18 protein-coding genes are annotated in these 19320 nt (G+C 69.6%); 6 read left to right on the top strand and 12 right to left on the bottom strand.

The annotated features are described in order from the left end of the window. Positions 1–59: 59 nt before the first annotated feature. Entirely contained in the window at positions 60–1328 is a 1269-nt protein-coding gene (locus ACTOQ3_RS23205) for an MATE family efflux transporter (RefSeq protein WP_440085458.1), read from the bottom strand. A 466-nt stretch (positions 1329–1794) separates the two neighbouring features. Here ACTOQ3_RS23205 and dnaB point away from each other — a divergent pair, with 466 nt between their 5' ends. Continuing rightward, complete coding sequence (gene dnaB / locus ACTOQ3_RS23210) at positions 1795–4653, top strand: replicative DNA helicase (RefSeq protein WP_440085459.1); 2859 nt, start codon at positions 1795–1797, stop codon at positions 4651–4653. 521 nt (positions 4654–5174) lie between these two features. On the opposite strand, the gene ACTOQ3_RS23215 is transcribed toward dnaB, so the two are convergent. Together ACTOQ3_RS23215 and ACTOQ3_RS23220 are read right to left on the bottom strand one after the other, a co-directional pair. Further along, positions 5175–5405: a helix-turn-helix transcriptional regulator gene (locus tag ACTOQ3_RS23215; RefSeq protein ID WP_440085438.1), complete on the bottom strand. Its 231-nt coding sequence runs from the start codon at positions 5403–5405 to the stop codon at positions 5175–5177. Then, positions 5402–5833 (bottom strand): hypothetical protein, encoded by a 432-nt coding sequence (locus ACTOQ3_RS23220; protein ID WP_440085439.1) that lies wholly within the window; start codon positions 5831–5833, stop codon positions 5402–5404. The genes ACTOQ3_RS23215 and ACTOQ3_RS23220 overlap by 4 nt, the downstream gene beginning before the upstream one ends. A 385-nt stretch (positions 5834–6218) precedes the next feature. Here ACTOQ3_RS23220 and ACTOQ3_RS23225 point away from each other — a divergent pair, with 385 nt between their 5' ends. After that, the gene (locus tag ACTOQ3_RS23225) at positions 6219–6686 is read left to right on the top strand and encodes a GbsR/MarR family transcriptional regulator (protein WP_440085440.1); all 468 of its coding nucleotides are present in this window, start codon (positions 6219–6221) and stop codon (positions 6684–6686) included. 1 nt (position 6687) lies between these two features. Further along, the gene (locus ACTOQ3_RS23230) at positions 6688–7836 is read left to right on the top strand and encodes an FAD-dependent monooxygenase (protein ID WP_440085441.1); all 1149 of its coding nucleotides are present in this window, start codon (positions 6688–6690) and stop codon (positions 7834–7836) included. Here ACTOQ3_RS23230 and ACTOQ3_RS23235 read toward each other — a convergent pair. Both ACTOQ3_RS23235 and ACTOQ3_RS23240 read right to left on the bottom strand, forming a co-directional pair. Further along, a complete protein-coding gene (locus ACTOQ3_RS23235; protein WP_440085442.1) occupies positions 7833–7985 on the bottom strand; it encodes a hypothetical protein in 153 nt (50 codons plus the stop codon). The two genes, ACTOQ3_RS23230 and ACTOQ3_RS23235, sit on opposite strands and share 4 nt — an antisense overlap. Positions 7986–7991: 6 nt before the next feature. After that, positions 7992–8909 carry an SDR family NAD(P)-dependent oxidoreductase gene (locus tag ACTOQ3_RS23240; protein WP_440085443.1) on the bottom strand — a complete coding sequence of 306 codons (918 nt, stop codon included), beginning with the start codon at positions 8907–8909 and terminating at the stop codon, positions 7992–7994. A 49-nt stretch (positions 8910–8958) separates the two neighbouring features. Between ACTOQ3_RS23240 and ACTOQ3_RS23245 the strand changes: the two genes are divergently transcribed. Beyond that, on the top strand, positions 8959–9444 hold the full coding sequence (locus tag ACTOQ3_RS23245) for a GbsR/MarR family transcriptional regulator (RefSeq protein WP_440085444.1): 486 nt from the start codon (positions 8959–8961) through the stop codon (positions 9442–9444). On the opposite strand, the gene ACTOQ3_RS23250 is transcribed toward ACTOQ3_RS23245, so the two are convergent. Together ACTOQ3_RS23250 and ACTOQ3_RS23255 are read right to left on the bottom strand one after the other, a co-directional pair. After that, positions 9435–10100 (bottom strand): TetR/AcrR family transcriptional regulator, encoded by a 666-nt coding sequence (locus tag ACTOQ3_RS23250; protein ID WP_440085445.1) that lies wholly within the window; start codon positions 10098–10100, stop codon positions 9435–9437. The genes ACTOQ3_RS23245 and ACTOQ3_RS23250 overlap by 10 nt on opposite strands. Beyond that, the gene (locus ACTOQ3_RS23255; RefSeq protein ID WP_440085446.1) at positions 10097–11611 is read right to left on the bottom strand and encodes an FAD-dependent monooxygenase; all 1515 of its coding nucleotides are present in this window, start codon (positions 11609–11611) and stop codon (positions 10097–10099) included. The genes ACTOQ3_RS23250 and ACTOQ3_RS23255 overlap by 4 nt, the downstream gene beginning before the upstream one ends. 217 nt (positions 11612–11828) lie before the next feature. On the opposite strand from ACTOQ3_RS23255, the gene ACTOQ3_RS23260 reads away from it, so the two are divergent. Beyond that, positions 11829–13067 (top strand): cation:proton antiporter, encoded by a 1239-nt coding sequence (locus ACTOQ3_RS23260; protein WP_440085447.1) that lies wholly within the window; start codon positions 11829–11831, stop codon positions 13065–13067. 147 nt (positions 13068–13214) lie between these two features. Here ACTOQ3_RS23260 and ACTOQ3_RS23265 read toward each other — a convergent pair whose 3' ends face one another. The 5 genes from ACTOQ3_RS23265 to ACTOQ3_RS23285 all read right to left on the bottom strand — a co-directional run bounded on the left by ACTOQ3_RS23265 (position 13215) and on the right by ACTOQ3_RS23285 (position 18616). After that, positions 13215–14486 carry a nucleotide disphospho-sugar-binding domain-containing protein gene (locus ACTOQ3_RS23265; protein ID WP_440085448.1) on the bottom strand — a complete coding sequence of 424 codons (1272 nt, stop codon included), beginning with the start codon at positions 14484–14486 and terminating at the stop codon, positions 13215–13217. Further along, positions 14483–15112, bottom strand: a complete 630-nt coding sequence (locus ACTOQ3_RS23270) for a TetR/AcrR family transcriptional regulator (RefSeq protein WP_440085449.1) — start codon at positions 15110–15112, stop codon at positions 14483–14485. The genes ACTOQ3_RS23265 and ACTOQ3_RS23270 overlap by 4 nt, the downstream gene beginning before the upstream one ends. Before the next feature lie 852 nt (positions 15113–15964). Continuing rightward, positions 15965–16591: a TetR/AcrR family transcriptional regulator gene (locus tag ACTOQ3_RS23275; RefSeq protein ID WP_440085450.1), complete on the bottom strand. Its 627-nt coding sequence runs from the start codon at positions 16589–16591 to the stop codon at positions 15965–15967. Between the two features lie 48 nt (positions 16592–16639). Continuing rightward, on the bottom strand, positions 16640–18157 hold the full coding sequence (locus ACTOQ3_RS23280; RefSeq protein ID WP_440085451.1) for an FAD-dependent monooxygenase: 1518 nt from the start codon (positions 18155–18157) through the stop codon (positions 16640–16642). 231 nt (positions 18158–18388) lie between these two features. After that, positions 18389–18616, bottom strand: coding sequence for a hypothetical protein (locus ACTOQ3_RS23285; RefSeq protein ID WP_440085452.1), 228 nt, complete (start codon positions 18614–18616; stop codon positions 18389–18391). A gap of 108 nt (positions 18617–18724) precedes the next feature. On the opposite strand from ACTOQ3_RS23285, the gene ACTOQ3_RS23290 reads away from it, so the two are divergent. After that, on the top strand, positions 18725–19320 hold a 596-nt coding region (locus ACTOQ3_RS23290; RefSeq protein ID WP_440085453.1), incomplete at its 3' end, for an alpha/beta fold hydrolase.

Raw genomic sequence — 19320 nt, forward strand, 5'->3', positions numbered from 1 at the left:
GCCGCCCGCCGTCTCGCCGCCCTGGCGTCCATCCGGCCGCTTCGGCCGGTTCAGTCGCTTCAGCCGCCGACCACCAGCCACGCCCTGCCGTACGCCCGCGTCGACAGGGTGACCAGCCGGGCCGTCATCCACAGCCCGAGCGCCAGCCAGAGCGCCACCAGGCCGCCGCCCCGCAGGTCCACCAGGAACGCGGCGGGCAGGTAGGCGATCGTCGTCCACACCCCCGCCCAGGCGAGGTAGCGCCGGTCTCCGGCCCCGATCAGCACGCCGTCCAGCACGAACACCACCCCGGCGACGGGCTGCAGGGCGGCCACCACCCAGAGCAGGTCGAGCAACTCCGCGGCGACGACGGGACCTGCGTCGAACAGCGCGGGCACGAACGGCCTGGCCAGCACTATGAGGAGGCCGAGCAGCACGCCCGAGCCGACCCCCCAGACGACCATCCTCCCGGTCGCGCCGCGAGCTCCCGCCACGTCGCCGGCGCCCAGCGCGCGGCCGGTGATCGCCTGCCCGGCGATGGCGATCGCGTCCAGGGCGAACGCCATCAGGGTCCAGATCCTGATGGCGACGGTGTGCGCCTCGATCTGCTGCTCTCCCATGCGGGTGGCCGCGGCCGTCGCGACGGCCAGTACCAGTTGAAGGCACGCCGTACGGATGATCAAAGCGATTCCGGCCGAGCCCGCAGCCCGCACACCCGCCAGGTCGGGGCGGAACGGCGCGCGGTACCGGACGAGGATCAGCAGGAGATAGACGGCGGCGGCGAGCGACTGGGCCAGCACGGTGCCCCAGGCCGAGCCCGCGATCCCCCAGCCCAGTCCCAGGACGAACACGATGTTGAGCACGGCGTTCAGCGCGAAGGCCCCCACCGCCACCACCAGCGGGGTGGCGGTGTCCTGCATGCCGCGCAGCACGCCCGTGCCCGCGAGCACCAGCAGCATGGCGGGGACGCCCAGCAGGCTGATCCGCAGGTAGGTCACCGCCTGCCGGGCGAGCTCGCCCTCGGCGCCGATCAGGTGAACCAGCGAGGGGGCCAGCGGCCAGACGACCACGATGATCGCCACTCCCACCCCGGCGGCCAGCCAGAGGCCGTCCACCCCCTGCCGAAGCGCCCGCCCGGTCTCGCCCGCCCCGATCTGCCGTGCCACCGCCGCGGTCGTGCCGTACGCCAGGAACACGCACAGTCCCACCAGGAAGCTCAGCACCGTGCTCGCCACTCCCAGGGCGCCGAGCGCGGGGGCGGGCAGGCGGCCGACGACGACGGTGTCGGTCAGCAGGAACAGCGGTTCGGCCACCAGGGCGCCGAACGCGGGCAGCGCCAGCCGTAGGATCTGCCGGTCGTGGTCGCGACCGGACCGACCGGATCCGCCCGATCCGCCGGCCCGATCTGATCCGCCGGATCGGTCGGCTCGGCCGGCTCGGGGCCGTTCGGATCGGCCGGATCGAGGAGTAAGAGGCACTTGTCCATTGTGCCTCTTACCGCAGGATGGATCTTCAGTGGGATGAACCCGTCAGGGCATGTCATCTGGGGCGACTTTCGGCGTGTCGTGCCAACTTTCTTTTCTCCACAGGCAGTGGATGACGTTTTTGCTGGTCAGAGTGTTATCCACAGCTGTGGACAAGAGTTATCCACAGAACTGTCCCCAGGGTGCCCACACCTCTGGGGAAGAAGTGCACAGCTTATCCACACCCCTGTCGACAGGCCGCGTTGCCAGCCGGGCGTGAAGCCGCGAAACTGTCACACCGATCGGCTACAAATAGAGATAACGTAACTGTGTTCGAAAGAGGGGGTGTGTGGTGAGCATCGCGGAGCCGCCGGTCTTCGAGCCGAGATTCGAGCGCACCCCACCGAACAACATCGAGGCCGAGCAGTCGGTCCTGGGCGGCATGCTGCTGTCCAAGGACGCCATCGCCGACGTGGTCGAGATCCTGCGGTCCGACGACTTCTACCGTCCGGCCCACCAGATCATCTACGACATCATCACCGACCTCTACGGCCGGGGCGACCCCGCCGACGCCGTCACCATCCTCGACGAGCTGCAGAAGCGGGGCGAGGTCGCCAGGATCGGCGGCGGCGCCTACCTCCACACGCTGACCGCCGTCGTCCCGACCGCGGCCAACGCCGGTTACTACGCGAGGATCGTCCGAGAGCAGGCCATCCTCCGCCGCCTGATCGAGGCCGGCACCCGCATCGTCTCCTACGGTTACGGCGGTCAGGACGAGGAGGTCGACGACCTCGTCGACCGTGCCCAGGCGGAGATCTACAAGGTCACCGAGCGCCGCACCTCCGAGGACTACATCCCGCTGGCCGACATCATGCCGGGGGCCCTCGACGAGCTGGAGGCCATCGGCGGCCGAAGCGGCCAGATGGTCGGAGTCCCCACCGGCTTCCAGGACCTCGACTCCCTCACCAACGGCCTGCACCCCGGCCAGATGATCGTCGTGGCCGCCCGTCCCGCCATCGGCAAGGCGCTCGCTCTCGACACGCCGCTGCCCACCCCCGGTGGCTGGACGACCATGGGGGAGGTCAGACCAGGTGACCACCTGATCGGTGCGGACGGCAAGCCGACACGGGTGGTCGCGGCGACCGAGGTGATGCACGGACGGCCCTGTTACGAGGTGGAGTTCAGTGACGGCACCGTGATCGTCGCGGACGCCCAGCACCAGTGGCGGACGACCACGCGTGCGCGTCGTCGCCAGGACTCGGAGAGCAGGCGGACCCTTTACTGGCCCGCCGAGTCCATCGAGCACGTCAGGAGCGCGTACGAGACGTCGATGGCGGAGCCGGACCGGCTCATCACGCATCGGGAAGCTCTGTCGGTTCTCGGTGACGAGTTCCGTAACGTTCTCCACACCGTGCAGAAGGAGATCGGCGCGTCGGGCAAGCTGCCCGTACCCGTCACCGGCGCGGTTCGCCGCTACACGTGGAATGCCCCGGCATACTCGCGCAAGGAGCTTTTCGGAGCGCTGTACGCGCGGGTGGCCCAGCCGATGAACGCTTCCACGACCGCTGCCCACAAGGACGTCGTGACGACCGAAGAGATCGCCCGCACATTGCGCTGTGCCTCGGCGGACAAGCGGCCGAACCACGCGGTCGCCGTCGCGGCGGCGTTCGACCTGCCCGAGCGGGATCTGCCGTTGCCCGCCTACGCGCTCGGAGTATGGCTTGGTGACGGTCACACCGACGCTGCCCGGTTCACCACCATCGACTCGGAGATCGTTCTCAACCTGGAAGCCGAGGGACTGCGGGTCACCCGCACGAGCTCCGATCTCCTCTACTCACTCGGTCTGCCACATCCGTCGCCCGTGGCGGAGAGGTCCTGCACGGTATGCGGTGCCCCGTTCGTGCCCCGGACATCCCAGGTCCGGACGTGCGGTCGCTCGTGCGGAGGAAGGGCCCGTCTGGTGTCGAGTCCGGTTCCGGCACCCACGTGTCCCGACTGCGGTGGTCCGTCCAGCGGTCAGAGGCAGTGCCAGGCATGCCGGAACCATCACGGCACGGTGCAGGCCATCCTGCGCACCCTCGGGGTCCTCGGCGACAAGCACATTCCCCAGATCTATCTGCGAGCCTCCGAGAAGCAGCGGCGTGCCCTGCTCGCCGGTCTCCTCGACACCGATGGATACGTCAGCCGCAACGGCCAGATCCAGCTCGGGGTCACCAACAGGAGACTTGCCGAAGATGCCTACGAACTAGTTCTGAGTCTCGGTTACCGGGCGACGATGAGGACACGGAAGGTCAAAGGCAGAAGCGTCGACTCCTCCACCTGCTACATGATCAACTTCACGGCGGCGGACAAGGTGTTCCGGCTGTCCCGCAAGGCCGTCCGGCAGGTGACCACGGCCCATCCGTCGACGCTCGTCCGATACGTCGTCGACGTGCGGCCGGTGCCCTCGACGCCGGTGAGATGCGTGGAAGTCGACAGTACCGACCATATGTACCTTGCCGGAAGGACCTGTATTCCAACGCACAACAGCACGCTTGGCCTGGATTTCGCGAGATCCGCCGCCATCAAGCACGGCATGACGACCGTGGTGTTCTCGTTGGAAATGTCGCGTAATGAGATCACGATGCGTCTGCTGTCGGCCGAGGCGCGGGTGGCGTTGCACGCCATGCGATCGGGCACGATGACCGACGACGACTGGGCCAAGCTGGCCCGGCGGATGGGCGAGGTGGCCGAGGCCCCGCTGTTCATCGACGACTCGCCCAACATGTCGATGATGGAGATCAGGGCCAAGTGTCGCCGTCTCAAGCAGCGCAACGACCTGCGGTTCGTCATCATCGACTACCTGCAGCTGATGTCCTCGCCGAAGAAGACCGAGAGCCGTCAGAACGAGGTCTCCGAGATCTCCCGGGCCATCAAGCTCCTCGCCAAGGAACTGGAGGTCCCGGTGATCGCAATCTCCCAGCTCAACCGTGGCCCGGAGCAGCGAACGGACAAGAGGCCCATGGTCAGCGACCTGCGCGAGTCCGGAAGCATCGAGCAGGACGCGGACATGGTCATCCTTCTCCACCGGGAGGACGCCTACGAGCGCGAGTCGCCCAGGGCGGGCGAGGCCGACCTGATCGTGGCCAAGCACCGTAACGGTCCCACCGCCACGGTCACCGTGGCCTTCCAGGGCCACTACAGCCGTTTCGTCGACATGGCCCCTCACTAGACCTGGTGTAGGATCCGCGATTCGATGCGCACTGTCTGTGCTTAATGCGCAGTGGATGCGCAAATCCGCGTTTCCGTGCGCAGCATGCCTGAGATGTGACTGTCCGTTATTAAATTTTTGCGGTTTGTGATGCGCGGCGCGTAGCTGCTACCTATGGTCCAGGTTGAACCGCGCCGAGTTTCGTAGAGCTTTGATGTACCCCGAGTTCGGTGGAGTCGGCTCGGCGGGCTCTGAGCCCGCGGAGCGGACCTCGATGCGACCGGCGGTCAGGTGGGTGAGCCAGCCGGCCGTGCGGACGGTTGTAGTCGAGCGGTACCCGTAGGTCGGCGCACCGCTGGCGCGGGTGAGCGGGCTGCGCCGCGGGAGGGCACAGGCCCCATGTCAACGGGGGGAGGCGCGGCCCGGTACCGGACAATGAGGGGAGACAGCGGCGGTGGCGGGCGCTCCGGCGGCCAGGACGGCGAGTGCGGCCATTGCGGCGAGGCCTGTACGTATGGCGTGGCTGCACATATGCGATTCCTTCACTCGGCGCCGGCCAGGTAGAACAGCTCTTCGACGGTGGTGTGCAGAACCCGCGCCAGTTTGAGCGCCAGCACGGTGGAGGGCACGAACTTGCCCGTCTCCACGGTGTTGATCGTCTTTCGCGTGACTCCCACCAGGTCGGCGAGCTGTTCCTGGGTCAGATCGTGCTGAGCCCGGGCCACCTTGATTCGATTACGCAGTGGATGATCGCCATCGACGCCGCGCATCATGCCTCCCGGTTGAGCCACAACCGAGCCGCGCCGTAGCTCACCAGCGCCGCCGCGACGGTGAATTTCGCCTGGGCGGCGGAGGCCGTCGTCAGGCTGAAGAAGTACGGGAGCTGGACGGCCAGCGCACCGCTCAGCGCGACGGCGGAGGCGTGGCGGTTGGCGCTTACCGTGCGCTCGTCCTCGACGACCACACCCATGCGCTTCAACGTCACCTTCGCCCACAGCGCCACGGCCAGCGCCGGGACGGCCAGCAGGAATGACAACAGGTAGACCAGCTCCAGCCCCTGTGGCCAACCGTCACCTCGCTGGGCATCGTTGACGCCCGCGGCGACGAGGTTCACCGCGGCGGCGACTCCCCAGGCGAACAACGCGCCGTCGAACAGCCGGCTTCGCCGGGCGCGGCCGGGACTGATCGGTAGCGAGGTCATGATCACTCCATTCAAGTAACGTATACTACTCACTAAGAATCTTAAACTACTCAAAATGTAACCTGCAAGTCGCTTTTCCTTGCGCCATGGGGGAGAGGCCGTCTGGAGCGTGAGACGGAGTGAAGACACACGAAGGGACGGCCGCCTCGCTCCGGCGGGCCGATGACGAGATCCATGCCGGTAGGCATGAGTGTCGAGTCGACAGCGCAGAAGTTCGCCGAAGCGGGAAGCCGGGTGGGCCGAGCGGCTTCAGGCAGCCCGGTCCCTGAAGGGCTCCTCCGGTGTACTGAGGCATCTTCCCGGCTTTCCCTTCCTCCTATTTCACAATATTGTGAAATAGCTTTATAATTGTGAAATTACTGACTTTGTGGAGGATGTGGTGGACATGGCGCGTGAGGCGGATCACCAGGAGGTGCTGGACTGGGTCGAGCGGGTGGCGATGTTCCTCACCGCCGACGGCCTGCCGCCGGTCGCGGGACGCGTTCTGGGCTGGCTGATGATCTGCGATCCGCCCGAGCAGTCGGCCGGGCAGATCAGCCAGGCGATCGGGGCCAGCCGCGCGGCCCTGACCACGAACATGCGGGTGCTGCTGACCATGGGGTTCGTCAGCCGACGCACCCGGCCCGGCGAGCGCACCGCCTACTACCGGGTGCAGGACGGCGCCTGGGAGAGGGTCGTGCGGCGCCAGATCGAAACCCTGGCCGCGTTTCGCGAGGTCGCCGGCGACGGCCTGGACCTTGTCGGCCCGGGATCGGCGCGGGCGGCGCGGATCCGCGAGGCACATCACATCTTCGACTGGATGGCGAAGGTGTTCGATGACGCACCGTCTCCCGCCCTCCCTAAGGAGAGCTGATATGACCGGGAAGGTCGTGGTGGTCGGCGGTGGCATCGGCGGCCTGGCCGCCGCCATCGGGTTGCGGCGTATCGGCTGGATGGCGACCGTACTGGAGCGCAGCCCCGAGCTCGGAGAGATCGGCGCCGGAATGTCCCAGTCGCCCAACGCCCTGCGCGCCCTGGCCGAACTCGGGGTCGCCGATCAGGCGCGGGCCGCCGGTACGCCGTTTCACGGCATCTTCAACCTGCGTACCCCCTCCGGCGGCCACATCGCCCGCGCGCTGCCCGGCACCGCCAGCCCGCTGCTCGGCTTTCACCGCGCCGACCTGCACCGGGTGCTCATGGACGCGGTGCCCGACGGGTGGGTGCGCACCGGTGCGCACGTGACCGCCGTCCGGCAGGACGCCGACCAGGTCACCGTCAGCTACGGCACCGAGGAACTGAGAGCCGACCTGGTCGTGGCCGCCGACGGAGTGCACAGTACGGTTCGGCATCTGCTGTGGCCCGAGGCACCCGGCCCGCGGTTTTGGGGCAACACGGTCTGGCGGGGCATCGCCCACGCCGACGGCGTCGACGCCGCCATGACCCTGGGCCGCGGCCAGTACTTCCTGGCCATGCCGGTCGGTCGCGGCCGGGTGTACTGGGCGCTGGGGGCTCGCGCCGACCGGCCTGGGTTGCGCCACGACGACGAGCTCGCCGAGGTGCGCCGTCGCGTCGGCCACTGGCACGACCCGATCCCTCGTCTGCTGGAGGCGACCGCGCCTGAGGCGGTCTTGCACCACGACATCACCGACCTGGACCCCCTGAGCGGCTACGTACGCGGAAGGGTGGTGCTGCTCGGCGACGCCGCCCACGCGATGCACCCCGACATGGCCCAGGGCGCCGCCCAATCGCTGGAGGACGCCGTCGTGCTCGCCGCCGCCCTCGCCGAGAGCGGCGACGACATCCCTGCGGCACTGGCCCGCTACGACGAGCAACGACGTCCCCGCACCCAGACCATCGTCAAACAGGCGCGTGCGAAGGGCCTGGGATCGACCTCGGGCAACGCCGTCGGCTACCACCTGCGGACGACGGTCCTGCGTCTGGTTCCCTCCTCGCGCTGGCCCGCGCTGGCCGCCCAAGCTCTCGCCCCGGTGTGGGAGTGGAGGCCGCCGCGGCTTCCCCTCTAGGGGATCGTGCCGGGCCGGAGCGGGGTGCCGCGGCCATATCCGGCCTGGATCGGGTCCAGGACGATGACCTGCGAGATCGTTCGTGAACGACGGCGGGCACGCAGTGGTGGCCCGATGGCCCGGAGCGGGTCGCCGATTACGGTGGACACGGTTTTTCACCAGGCCCAGGACGGGCCGCCGGCGGCGTTCTGGGACATCGTCCACAGCCGCTCACGGGCGTGGGCGTCGTAGGTGAAGGCAGGGGCGTCGACCGGCCTGAGCTTTTCATCCAGGTAGACGCCGCGCAGCGCGGATCTGCCCTGTGCCGTGGTCTCGGAGTGCTCCTGCCAGGTGGTGGTTCGGGTGGCCAGCGCCGCGTAGGTCTCGCCCAGGCGCTCCGCGGGGATCGCGAGCCGGTTCTTGGGCGCGTACAGCGCTCGCAGGGCCCACGGCAGGGCGGCGACGCGGTCGGCGTCGAGCCGTACGGCGGGTACGCGGACGCAGGCGACGTCCAGGGTGCCGCGGGCCCGCAGGGCCAGCGAGTAGGTGGTCATGATCTGGGCCAGCTTGGCGTGGTAGTAGGCCCTGGTCGGGCTGTACCAGCCGGGGTCGTCGAGCTGGTCGAAGCGGATCGCGATGCGTGGCATGGTGATCAGCCCCTTGCTCGCGACGTTGATCACCCGGGGGCGGGGCGCGGCGGCGAGCAGCGGGCTGAGGTGCGCGGTGAGCTGGAAGGGGCCCAGGTGATTGGTCGCCCAGAACAGTTCGTGGCCGGATGCGGTGAACGCGGGCCTGCGCATGCTCTGGTCGAACACCGCGGCGTTGTTGATCAGAACGTCGAGGTGATCGGTCTGGCGGGAGATGTGATCGGCTGCCGCGACGACAGACTCCGGGGACGACAGGTCGGCCATGACGAGGGTCGCGGGGTGTGCGGCGCCGGCGTTGATCGTTTCCAGTGCGGCGCGGCCCCGGTGCGGGTCGCGGCACAGGGCCAGGATCCGGTGGCCGTCCGCGGCCAGCCGTTGTGCGGCCCGCAGGCCGATCCCGGAGTTGGCGCCCGTGATCGCGATGGTGAGAGATTCGGTGGGAGACATACGACGACTCTAAATGTTCGGAACGTTCCGAACAACATAGAATGGTCGTATGGCGACCGTCGAGGAGTTCGTGGAAAGCGCGGGGTTGTACTTTGAGCGATTGGGGCTCAGCCGCACATCCGGCCGCGTGGTCGGATGCCTGCTCGCCGACACCGGCGAAGCCGCCGATGCCCCCGGGCTCTGCGAGAGGCTCGGTGTGGCCAAGAGCAGCATGAGTGTGGCCCTGCGCCGGCTGGAGCAGGGCGGGCTCATCGAGCGCTACCGCCCTCCGCGGGCGCGGCGAGATCATTATCGGCTTGCCGAGGACGTCTTCGGTCGCGCGTTCCGGGCGAAGATGGCCGAGTTCACCGCCTTCGCCGAGCTGGCCGAGCAAGGCCTCGACGCGGTGGGCGAGCACCCCACCGCCCGGGCACGGCTTGAACTCATGCGTGACATGTACGGGTTCATGGCACGGGAGTTCCCCACGCTCCTCGACCGATGGGACGCCGAAAGAGCCGGCCTCGCGCATCGGCCGGACGACGGCGCTCACCCCTGATCGAGATCACCCCTCCTGGACCTCTCGGGGGTGAGCAGGCCGGCTTGGCGGTAGATGCCTCGCAGGTATCTTTCCATCTCGGTGGCATCCAGCGGGCCGGGCTGGAGCAGGCGGTAGGTCACCGCGCCGACCGTCATGTCCATCAGTGCGTCGATGTCGGTGCCGGCGTCCAGGACGCCCTGGTGGACGGCTCGCTCCAACAACAGGCGCGTGGCGTGGCGCCGGGGCAGGATGTAGTGCTCCCAGTAGGTGGCCATCAGGGCCGGGTGGCTGATGGCCGATCCGAGAACACGGGCGATCAGGGCGCGAAAGCCTGGGGAGGCCAGCGTCTCGGCCAGCGTGGGCAGCATGCGCTCGATCAGGTCGGCGATGGGCTGGTCGGGAAGGTCGCCGGCCGGGGGTTCTGCGATGTCACCGCGGGCCGATTCGATGGCCTGGGCCAGGAGTTTCTCCTTGGAGTCCCAGCGCCGGTAGACCGTCAGCTTGCCCACCGACGCGCGCTGGGCGATCTGCTCGATGCTCGACCCCTCCACCCCGCGCTCGACGAACACCTCCAGGGCGGCGCGCAGGATCGCCGCGTCCGTCTGCGGGTCCCGGGGGCGGCCTCGGCCCCGGCCAGGCGCACCGCTGGTGCCGGTGCCGCCGGTGCCGGTCATCGTGTCCTCCCGCTCTCCAGGGCGCCTGCCAGCCATCGTCGCAGCCCGTCGGAGCCGGTCCGGCCACGCCAGGCCAGGTGGGCGTCGGGCCGGATCAGCATCGTCTGGTCCACGCCGTCGGCGGTCAGCGTGGTGACGTGCTCGCCCAGCCATGTCCCGGCGCTCTCGGCGTCGACGCTGCCGGGATTCAGCAGCACCCAGTGCCCGCCCAGCTCGGCGTGCAGCCGGGTCACCCCGCCGTCGGGGCGCCGGCAGCGCATGTCGGCCACCCGGTCACCGGGCTGCGGACGGCGCCCGAACCTCGACCCCGCGCCGGCCAGCGGGCCGCGGCGGTAGCTCACCCACAGCTGCGAGGCGACCGCTGTCGCCCAGCGTTGCACCCACGGCCGGTTGAGCAGGGGCGCCATCACCCGTTCGCGAAGGAAGCGCATCAGCGCTCCGTCCCCGGCCTGGAAGCGGGTGTTGGCGCTCGTGGTGCGCAGCACCTCGGCCGCCAGCGGGCGGCGTTCGGCCTGGTAGGTGTCCAGCAGCGCTTCGCCCGCCCGGCCGCGGGCGACGAGGGCGAGTTTCCAGGCCAGGTTCTCGGCATCCCCGATACCGGTGAGCATGCCCTGGCCGCCCATCGGGCTGTGAATGTGCGCCGCGTCGCCGGCGAGCAGGACGCGCCCGCGCCGGTAGTCCTCGGCCAGCCTGCGGTGGATGCGAAACAGCGACGTCCACACGGTGTCGCGGATGTGAAAGTCGCTGAGCCCGGTGCGCTCGGGAACCGCCGCATGCAGGTACTCCACGACCTGGCGCTGGTCCATCTTCTCGTCTTTCGCGCCGGGCAGGTAGGCCATCAGCCGCCACAGGTCATCTCGGCCGGTGCTGCTGTCGCGCATCGGCAGGGCGCCCAGCAGGCCGTCGCGGTGCAGCCAGCCGTGCGAGCCGGAGCGCTCCGGCATGCCGTCGGCGTGGACGTCGGCCAAAAGCCACTGGTCGGCGACGGCCACTCCGGGAAAGCCGATGCCGGCCAGTTTGCGTACCGTGCTGTGCGCGCCGTCACATCCGACCAGCCAGTCGGCCCGCACGCTGCGGCCGTCGGCCAGGACGGCGGTGACGCCGTCGTCGTCGGCGGACGCCTCGACCAGCGCGGTGTTCCACTGCACCGTGACCCCCAGCTCGGCCAGGCGGCCGCGCAGCTCGGCCTCCACGGCAGCCTGGGAGACCAGCAGCGCCGGACGGGAGGTGCGCAGGCCCGCGTCGCCGAAGCGCAGGGTGCTGATCGGTGCGCCGCCCGCGTGCACGGTGATGGTGAGCGCGGAGATCGCCCGCTCGGGCAGCGCGCCGAGGGCACCGATCCGGTCGAGCACCTCGGCGCCGCGGGCGTGCAGGAAGTTGGCGCGCGACGTCACGGCCGGGCCCGCCGCCTTGTCGATCACGCGTACCGGTACGCCGTGCAGGCGCAGGCCACATGCCAGTGTCAGGCCTGCCGGGCCCGCACCCACGATCAGCACCTCGGGGGGTGTCATCGCTGCTCCAATTTATTAACGGTACCGTTCCGTTAATAAATTAGTTGCTGGTGACCCGGTTGTCCAGACCGGCCCACCTACCGCAGGGAAGCCCGCGATCTTTGTCGATGGGCGGCGTGTCGGTGCTCGAGCGAAGTTGTTAAGGTGTGCGGCGGTGCGCCGGGAAGTCTGGTCGGCAGTTCTTCTCACACGTCCCCGACCGGACCGGAGCCCGCCGATGACCCTGCTGCTCGCCTTCTCCGCGCTGTTGCTGCTCGCGGTTCTCATCTCCAACCTGGCCAACCGCACGATCCTGTCGACCGCCGCGCTGTTCCTGCTGGCCGGATTCGTTCTGGGTGACGGGGTCAGCGGGCTCATCCCGCTGACCCCGGGCGATCCGATGGTGGCAACGCTCGCCGAGCTGGCACTGTTCGCGGTGCTGTTCACCGACGGCATGCGGGTGGGCTGGGCCGACCTGCGCAGCGCCTGGCGGCTGCCCGGCCGGGCGCTGGGCTGGGGTCTGCCGCTCACCCTGGTCATCACCGCGCTGGCGGCGCACTACCTCATCGGGCTGGGCTGGATCGAGTCGCTGCTCATCGGGGCGATCCTGGCACCCACCGACCCGGTGTTCGCCGCGGCGCTGGTGGGCAACGAGCGGGTACCGCCTCGGCTGCGCCAGCTGCTGAACGTGGAGTCCGGCGTCAACGACGGCCTGGCGCTGCCGTTCGTCATGGTGTTCCTCGCCGTCGCGGCCGGCTCAGCCGACCTGCACCTGGGCGAGCTGGCCCTGGAGCTGGGCCTGGGCGTGCTGATCGGCGTCGCGGTGCCGTGGGCGGCCATCATGCTGGAGCGCACCCGCTGGTTCTCGGCCTCCCACCACTACGAGCCGCTCAACGCGGTGGCCATCGGCCTGCTGGTGCTGGCCCTGGGCAAGGTCACCCACGGCAACCTGTTTTTGGCCGCCTTCTCCGCCGGGATCACGGTGGCGACGTTCGGGGAGCGTCAGCGAGAGTCGTTCGAGCAGTTCGGCGAGCTCGTCGCGGAGTTGCTGAAGCTGGCCGCGCTGCTGGTCTTCGGCGCCCTCATCTCTCCGGCCCTGCTGGCCTCGGTGGGCTGGCAGGGGTGGCTGTTCGCGATCCTGGCCCTGGTGCTGGCCCGCCCGCTGGCCATCTGGTTGTCCTTCCTGCGCTCCGGGCTCGGCACCCGGGAGGTGGCGGCCGTGATGTGGTTCGGCCCCAAGGGCTTCGCCTCGGTCGTCTACGCGTTGATCGTGCTCAACTCCGCCATCACCGCGGCCGAGCAGGTGTTCACCCTGGTCGCCGTGACCATCGTGGCCTCGATCCTGCTGCACTCCTCCACCGACGTCGTGGTGGCCCGCTGGTTCGACGACGAGCGCGAGACCCCCGCCTGGCACGACACCGTCCGCCGGGCCCGCACCCGGCTGCGAGGCGGCGGGCAGAGCGGTGACCCGGCATAGTGTCGCCCGAGCCGTCCTGGCCGAGTTCAGCGGGCGGTGTCGCGGTGCTGTCGACCTCGACCGCCACCCCCTCCGGCGGCCAGACGCGGCCGGCGAGAGGTGCCCCGCCCCGCCGAGACACACGTCACGCCGGGGTGGGGCGGGTGATCAGGTGAGTGACTCCAAGACGGTGATCGCGGCTTTTGTGCCGTCTTCGTCGCGGACGGCGTGGGCAAGTCGGTCGGCGCGCTGGGCCATGGCCTCCTCGGCCGTGGCCTGGCGGATCGCGGTGGCGAGTCCTTGCGCGGTGAGGTGGCGTTGCGGCAGTGGTGCGGGGGCGACGCCTGCGGCGTGCGCGCGGGCGGCCCAGAACGGCTGGTCGGCGACGAAGGGGCAGATGACTTGCGGCCGTCCCGAGGCCAGCGCCGCGCCGGTGGTGCCGCTGCCGCCGTGGTGGACGATCGCGGCCATACGGGGAAACAGCCAGTCGTGCGGGGCCTGATCCAGCAGGAACACCTCCTTGGGCAGGGCGGGCTGGTCGTCGACGGCGATGCCGCCCCAGCCGGACACCAGCACCGCGCGCATGCCGGTCAGGCGGATGGCGTCGGTGACGATGCGGCCGATGCGGTGGGGGTCGGTGCCGGCCATGCTGCCGAACCCGATGTAGACCGGCGCCGGGCCATCAGCCAGGAACGTGGCCAACTCCTGCGGCGGGCTCCAGGCGGGGGCGGCGGGCAGGAACCAGAACCCGGTGGTGTGCACCTGAGGGGGGTAGTCGGCGCCGGGGAGAAGCAGGTGGCGGCTGAAGCCGTGCAGCACGGTGGCCGCCCCGCCATCAGGGCGGCGCAGGAAGTCGTGGCGGCCGCGCCGTCGGGGCAGGTCGAGCGTCTTGTCGGCCACCGCGCCGAAGGAGCGCAGCATCGCCTTGAACGGCAGGTAGGAGGCGCGGTTCAGCGCCCGCGGCAGCGGCAGCGGGATCATCGGGTTGGGAAAGGCCGCGGTGGGCACCCACACCGGCTGCAGCAGCGCCGCCACGGCGGGCACCCCCAGGGCCTCGGCGATGCGATGGCCCGGGACGCTGGGGGCGTGTACGACGAGGTCGGCGCCGCCGCCGACGTCGCTGCCGGCGACGGCGACCATGTCGGCGAACACCCGTGCCATCAGCGGCTTGCTGGCCCGCATCACCTCCAAGGCGATCTTCTTGCCGGCCAGGCCGCGGTAGTTGGTCTCGATCGCCTGACGGATGCGGGGGTCGTCCAGGAGGGTGTTGGGGCCGTCGTGCACCGGAGCGAACGGCAGGCCGTGTGGTTGGGCCAGGGCGGCCGAGGCGGCCGGGGCGGCCAGCACCGCGTGGTGACCGGCTTGTTGCAGGGCCAGGGCCAGGGCGGCGTACGGCTGGACGTCGCCGCGGGTGCCGTGGGTGAGAATGAGCACCTTCATCGCGTTCTCCGCTTCGCTGCGGCGGCGTCCCAGGCATTGAGCAGGCGCTCGTCGGTGAACACGCCGTGGGTGAGCATGTCCAGAGAGGTGCGCGAGTAGCGCAAGGTCGCGTCGGTTTGGTGCAGGTCGGCCACGCCCAGCACCCGTGACAGGTGCTCGCCGAAGGCCAGCGGCGCCAACAGCCAGGTCACATACAAAGCGGCGCGGGCCCGCGCGTCGCCGGTGGGGCGGACCCATCCTTCGGTGGCGCCCTGTTCCAGCCACGCGGCGGTGGTCTCCACGACCTCGTCGAACAGCGCGGCCGCCTGTGGGGTGCCGTCCAGGAAGGCACGGGCCAGATAGCGCCGCACCGGTTCGGCCTCCTCCAGCATGGCGGCCAGACCGGAGGCATCACCCAACTCGACCGGGTCATCGGGATCACCGCGCACCAGCGAGATCACGTACTGGTCGCACGCCGCGCGCAGGCCCTCCTTGGAGCCGAAGTGGTGCACCACCAGGGCGGGCGAGACCCCGGCCCTGGCGGCGATGGCCCGGATGCTCACCCGGTTGACGCCCTCGGAGCCGAACAGCTCCAGGGCCACGGTGCCGATCCGGGCCCGCGCGGTGAGCTCACTGTCTAAACGCATGTTCAGCATACTAAACAAACGTTCATTCATGAGGGAAGGGGGCGAGACGTCCGAAGCCCGTCGGTGAACCGGCTATGCGATCGTCGCCGGGCACGCGAGCATGGCGGTCCATGACGGCCCTGGAGCGAGAGACGATCACCGCTCGCCCGGCGGCGGGCGCTGCTGCCTGGTCAAGGCGAAGGGTGCCCGGTCCAGGCCCGCCGCCTGGCTATGTTGGTGACAGCGGGAGCCAAGCGTCGGTCTTTTCGAGAGCCGCGCCACGTCCCTCGAGCCGGACATCTTTCGGCGAGTTCGAGAGCTACTTCGGCCTTCCTCGTTGCCGAGTATGGCCGTCGCTCGCTCCACCTCCAGGTAGTCGTCCCTTGCTCCGCTCGGGCCGCTCCACCTGGAGGTGGGACTTCGTCTATGAAGGAAGACCGGGGGCTGCCATCGAGCCGGCTGGGCTGCCGAGGTGGTTCCCGGCGGGTCGATCAAGAGGGCCAGTCGGCAACGTTCGGCTCCGCCTCTCATCGACATAGTCAACCGCCGGAGCCAGGAGCGCGAGGACCGCGAGGACCGCGAGGACTACGTGTTGGAGACGTGTGCTGGGACGCCGGCGGCGCACAGTTGCTGCTGCCCGGCTCTTCAAGGGGCGCACCCGCAGGCCGGTTGTTCGTCACCCGCCGCGGTGCGCGGGCCCGGCATGGGCTGGGACCTGCAGGAGTACCGCCACTTCCTTTGTGACCCACCTCGAAGTGCAGGGCGCGCCACTACTGATGCTGATGCGGCTTCAAGCCCTTCCCGGAGGCCGTCGCCGAACTCAACCAGCCTGCTCGCACCCGGCGGCAGGCGCCGAGTGGCCGGTGGCCGGCTTTACTTCACCAACTGGTCTGCGGGGATGGCGCCTGCCCCGCGCAGGGTGAGGAACGCCTGGTCCACCAGCGAAGGCAGGTCTTCGGCGCCGTCGCCGTCCACCCAGCAGGTGAGCGCTGTGGTGAGGGCGGCGAGAGATGCTGCGGCCAGAACGCGGGTGCTCAGCGTGGGTTCTGTCTGGAGACGGGCCGCGAGGGCGTGAGCGAACAGCTGCTCGGTGGCGTACTGGTTCTCCCATACGCGGGCGCGCAACGCCGGTGTCTTCACGATGAGGCGGGTGCGGACCAGGAGTGCTTCCCTGTCGGCGGCGTAGACGGCTGCCAGGCCGTGGGCCAGTGCCTGGTGCAGGGCGGTGAGCGGGTCCTCCTCCTTGGGACGTTGTTCGATGAGACGGACGATCATCGGGTCGTAGTCGTCGCTTTCGACGACGGCTTCTTTGGTGGGGAAGTGACGGAAGAAGGTCATGTGGGAGACCCCGGCGGCGGCCGCGATCTCCTCGACGGTGGTGTTCTCGTATCCCTGGCTGAGGAAGAGCCTCAGGGCCTGTTCCTGGATGGTGCGGCGAGTCTGGGCTTTCTTGCGTTCGCGCAGGCCCGTGGGCGCGGTCGGGGACGGGGTCACAGCCATATCTCCGTTCCTTGCTGGTACGTGGTTCGGGCACGGGAGCTGGTGTGATCACCAGGTGTGGTCGTGGCCGAGCGTGCGTGTCAACCACTGGCTCAGCGCGACCGGGGACGTGCCACGCCAGGCCAGATGGGCATCGGGCCGCACCAGCATGACCTGCCTGCCGTGCGTGGCGGTAGGGATCAGCACCGTCAAGGTGCCGGTTTCGCCGAGGTGCCGGCGGGCGGTGGCTGCGCAGGGGTGCTCTGGGGAGGGAAGGAGGAGTGCCCAGCGTGATCGGAGTTCCGCATGCAGACGCGTCAGGCTGCCGTCTTCCCGGGCGCACTCAACGTCAGGCACCCGGTCGCCCGCGTGTGGGCCACGGACGGACCAGCCCCGAAATGAGCGAGATGCCAGCGACCCGTTACGGTAGCTGACCTTCAACTGGGAAGACTTCTCCCAGATCAGCCGCTGCACCAGCGGCCGGTTCATCAGCGGGACAAAAACCCGGTCCCGCACCGCCCGGGCGAGTACGGTCTCGCCGACGACGATGCGGGTCATGGCGCTGGTGGACTCCAGCACCTCTTGTGCGATGGGCCGCCGCTCGGCCTGATACGTATCCAGCAGCGCAGCCCCGGCCCGGCCGGTGGCGACGAGAGCGAGTTTCCAGGCCAGATTCTCGGCGTCACCCAGCCCGGTGTTCATGCCCTGCCCGCCGAACGGGCTATGGATGTGCGCCGCGTCCCCGCCCAGCAGGATCCGGCCATGCCGGTAGGTTGACGCCAGCCGGCGGTGGATACGGAACGTTGAGGTCCAGAGTGTCTCGCGCACTACAGCGGCCGAAAGACGTGCATGGTCTTGAAGCACTCCGGTGAGCACGGCCAGCAACCCCTCGGGCTCGATGTCTGGTGCGGTATCCGCCGGTGCGGGGGCCATCAGGCGCCACACGTCGGTACCGGGCAGCGGAAAGGCGCCGACCATCTGGTCTCCTCGCAGCCAGACCGAGACTGCGTCGCGGGGCAGAGATAGATCTGCTCGCACGTCCGCGAGCAGGAAACGCTCAATCACGGCAACCCCGGGAAACCCGATGCCTGCCGCTTTGCGCACCCGGCTGTGTGCGCCGTCGCATCCCACCAGCCAGTCGGCGCGCATCTGCCCGTCGGCAAAACGAACGGTCACGCCCTGGCCGTCCTGGTCGGCGGCATGTACTTCGCGCCCCCACTCCACCTTGACGCCCAGTTCACTGAGCCGGTGCCGGAGCCGGGCCTCCACTTCGGCCTGGGAAACGATCAGGCCGGGCCTGGTCACCAGCTTGGTGGGCTGGCCGACCTTCAGCCGTGCCATGGGCTCGCCGTTGACATGGGTGATCACCTGCCTGATGTGCACCGACCGCTGCGGCAAGTCCCCCAGGGCACCAAGACGGTCCAGGACTTCTGAGCCCCGCGGCTGCAACCCGAGTGCTCGCGAAGTCGCCGATGGCCCCTCCAGCTTGTCCACCACCCGGACCCGCACCCCGGCCGCCCGCAATCCGCAGGCCAGGGCAAGGCCCGTCGGGCCCGCCCCAGCCACCACGACTGTCGTGTTCACCATCTCAGCCTCCAAATGTTAGCCACTAACTAATGTTAGAGACTAACTTCACTTGGCGGAGAGGTCAAGCCCTCGCTCTGCCGCGACATCTCGTCGGCCTGAGGAGTTCGCCGCCGACTTGCAGCGGCGCGGCTGGCGGGCCGCACCCGCCTCCCTCTCGGGTCCGTCCGGTGCCGCCGGTCCCGGCTGACGGTCCCGGGTTCCCTGGCGGCCGGTTGGCGCTGCGGTGGCCGGTCAGGCCGGGGACGTCACCTCGTACAGGTTGCGGGCGGCGTCGACGAAGAACAGTCCGCGCGGGCACAGCGGGTGGCCGATGCGACCGTTGCCGGGCTCGGTGGGGCGGCTGCCACAGGGCATGCCGGCCCGGCGCGGGCGGACCCGGGTGACGCCCTCGGAGTCGAACAGTTCCAGGGCCGCGTTCCCGATCCGGGCTCGCGCGGTGAGCTCACTGTATAAACGCATGTTCAGCATACTGAACAAAAGTTCAGTATTTTGGGGAAAGGATGGGGCCTCGAGAATGCGTCAATGAGCAGTGATGCGGCCGTCGGGCACATGCGAGCATTTCGGTCCATGACGGCCTCGGAGCGAGAGACGAGCACCGCCCGCCTGGCGGCGGGCGCGGTGGAGTACCGGCTGGAGGGCGACGGCCCCCAGACGGTCGTGATCTTCCACGGAGGTCACCTGCGAGCTGGGCTGGCCCTGGGCGAGGAGGTCTTCACCACCTCGGGGTATCGAGTACTCATCCCCTCGCGCCCGGGATACGGCCGAACCCCGCCGAGCACGGGCACCACACCGGCCGCCTTTGCCGACGTCACCGCGGATCTGTGCCGTCACCTGGGCATCGAGCGCATCGCCGCGGTGGTGGGCGTCTCGGCGGGCGGTCGCACCGCGCTCACCATGGCGGCGCGTCATCCGCACCTGGTGGAGCGGGTGATCCTGCAAAGCGCGGTCGCCTTCCTGCCCTGGCCGGACCGGCGCACCCGCCTGGGCGGCCGCCTGGTGTTCAACGCCCGCGTCGAAGCCGCGACCTGGGCGGCGGTGCGGCTGCTGATGCGCGCGGCGCCGCGGGCCGGACTGCGGTTGCTGCTGCGTGACCTGTCCACCCGGCCCGCCGGCCAGGTCATGGCCGCCTTGAGCGAGCGCGACCAGGCCGAACTTCTCGCGCT

It is taken from the genome of Streptosporangium sp. LJ11, assembly GCF_051918945.1.
GTDB lineage: Bacteria > Actinomycetota > Actinomycetes > Streptosporangiales > Streptosporangiaceae > Streptosporangium.

Excerpts from the sequence above, each read along its gene's own strand:
- ACTOQ3_RS23215 (WP_440085438.1), bottom strand. The coding sequence starts at position 5,405 with ATGATGCGCGGCGTCGATGGCGATCATCCACTGCGTAATCGAATCAAG.
- ACTOQ3_RS23220 (WP_440085439.1), bottom strand. The coding sequence starts at position 5,833 with ATGACCTCGCTACCGATCAGTCCCGGCCGCGCCCGGCGAAGCCGGCTG.
- ACTOQ3_RS23225 (WP_440085440.1), top strand. The coding sequence starts at position 6,219 with ATGGCGCGTGAGGCGGATCACCAGGAGGTGCTGGACTGGGTCGAGCGG.
- ACTOQ3_RS23230 (WP_440085441.1), top strand. The coding sequence starts at position 6,688 with ATGACCGGGAAGGTCGTGGTGGTCGGCGGTGGCATCGGCGGCCTGGCC.
- ACTOQ3_RS23240 (WP_440085443.1), bottom strand. The coding sequence starts at position 8,909 with ATGTCTCCCACCGAATCTCTCACCATCGCGATCACGGGCGCCAACTCC.
- ACTOQ3_RS23245 (WP_440085444.1), top strand. The coding sequence starts at position 8,959 with ATGGCGACCGTCGAGGAGTTCGTGGAAAGCGCGGGGTTGTACTTTGAG.
- ACTOQ3_RS23250 (WP_440085445.1), bottom strand. The coding sequence starts at position 10,100 with ATGACCGGCACCGGCGGCACCGGCACCAGCGGTGCGCCTGGCCGGGGC.
- ACTOQ3_RS23255 (WP_440085446.1), bottom strand. The coding sequence starts at position 11,611 with ATGACACCCCCCGAGGTGCTGATCGTGGGTGCGGGCCCGGCAGGCCTG.
- ACTOQ3_RS23260 (WP_440085447.1), top strand. The coding sequence starts at position 11,829 with ATGACCCTGCTGCTCGCCTTCTCCGCGCTGTTGCTGCTCGCGGTTCTC.
- ACTOQ3_RS23265 (WP_440085448.1), bottom strand. The coding sequence starts at position 14,486 with ATGAAGGTGCTCATTCTCACCCACGGCACCCGCGGCGACGTCCAGCCG.
- ACTOQ3_RS23270 (WP_440085449.1), bottom strand. The coding sequence starts at position 15,112 with ATGCGTTTAGACAGTGAGCTCACCGCGCGGGCCCGGATCGGCACCGTG.
- ACTOQ3_RS23275 (WP_440085450.1), bottom strand. The coding sequence starts at position 16,591 with ATGGCTGTGACCCCGTCCCCGACCGCGCCCACGGGCCTGCGCGAACGC.
- ACTOQ3_RS23280 (WP_440085451.1), bottom strand. The coding sequence starts at position 18,157 with ATGGTGAACACGACAGTCGTGGTGGCTGGGGCGGGCCCGACGGGCCTT.
- ACTOQ3_RS23285 (WP_440085452.1), bottom strand. The coding sequence starts at position 18,616 with ATGCGTTTATACAGTGAGCTCACCGCGCGAGCCCGGATCGGGAACGCG.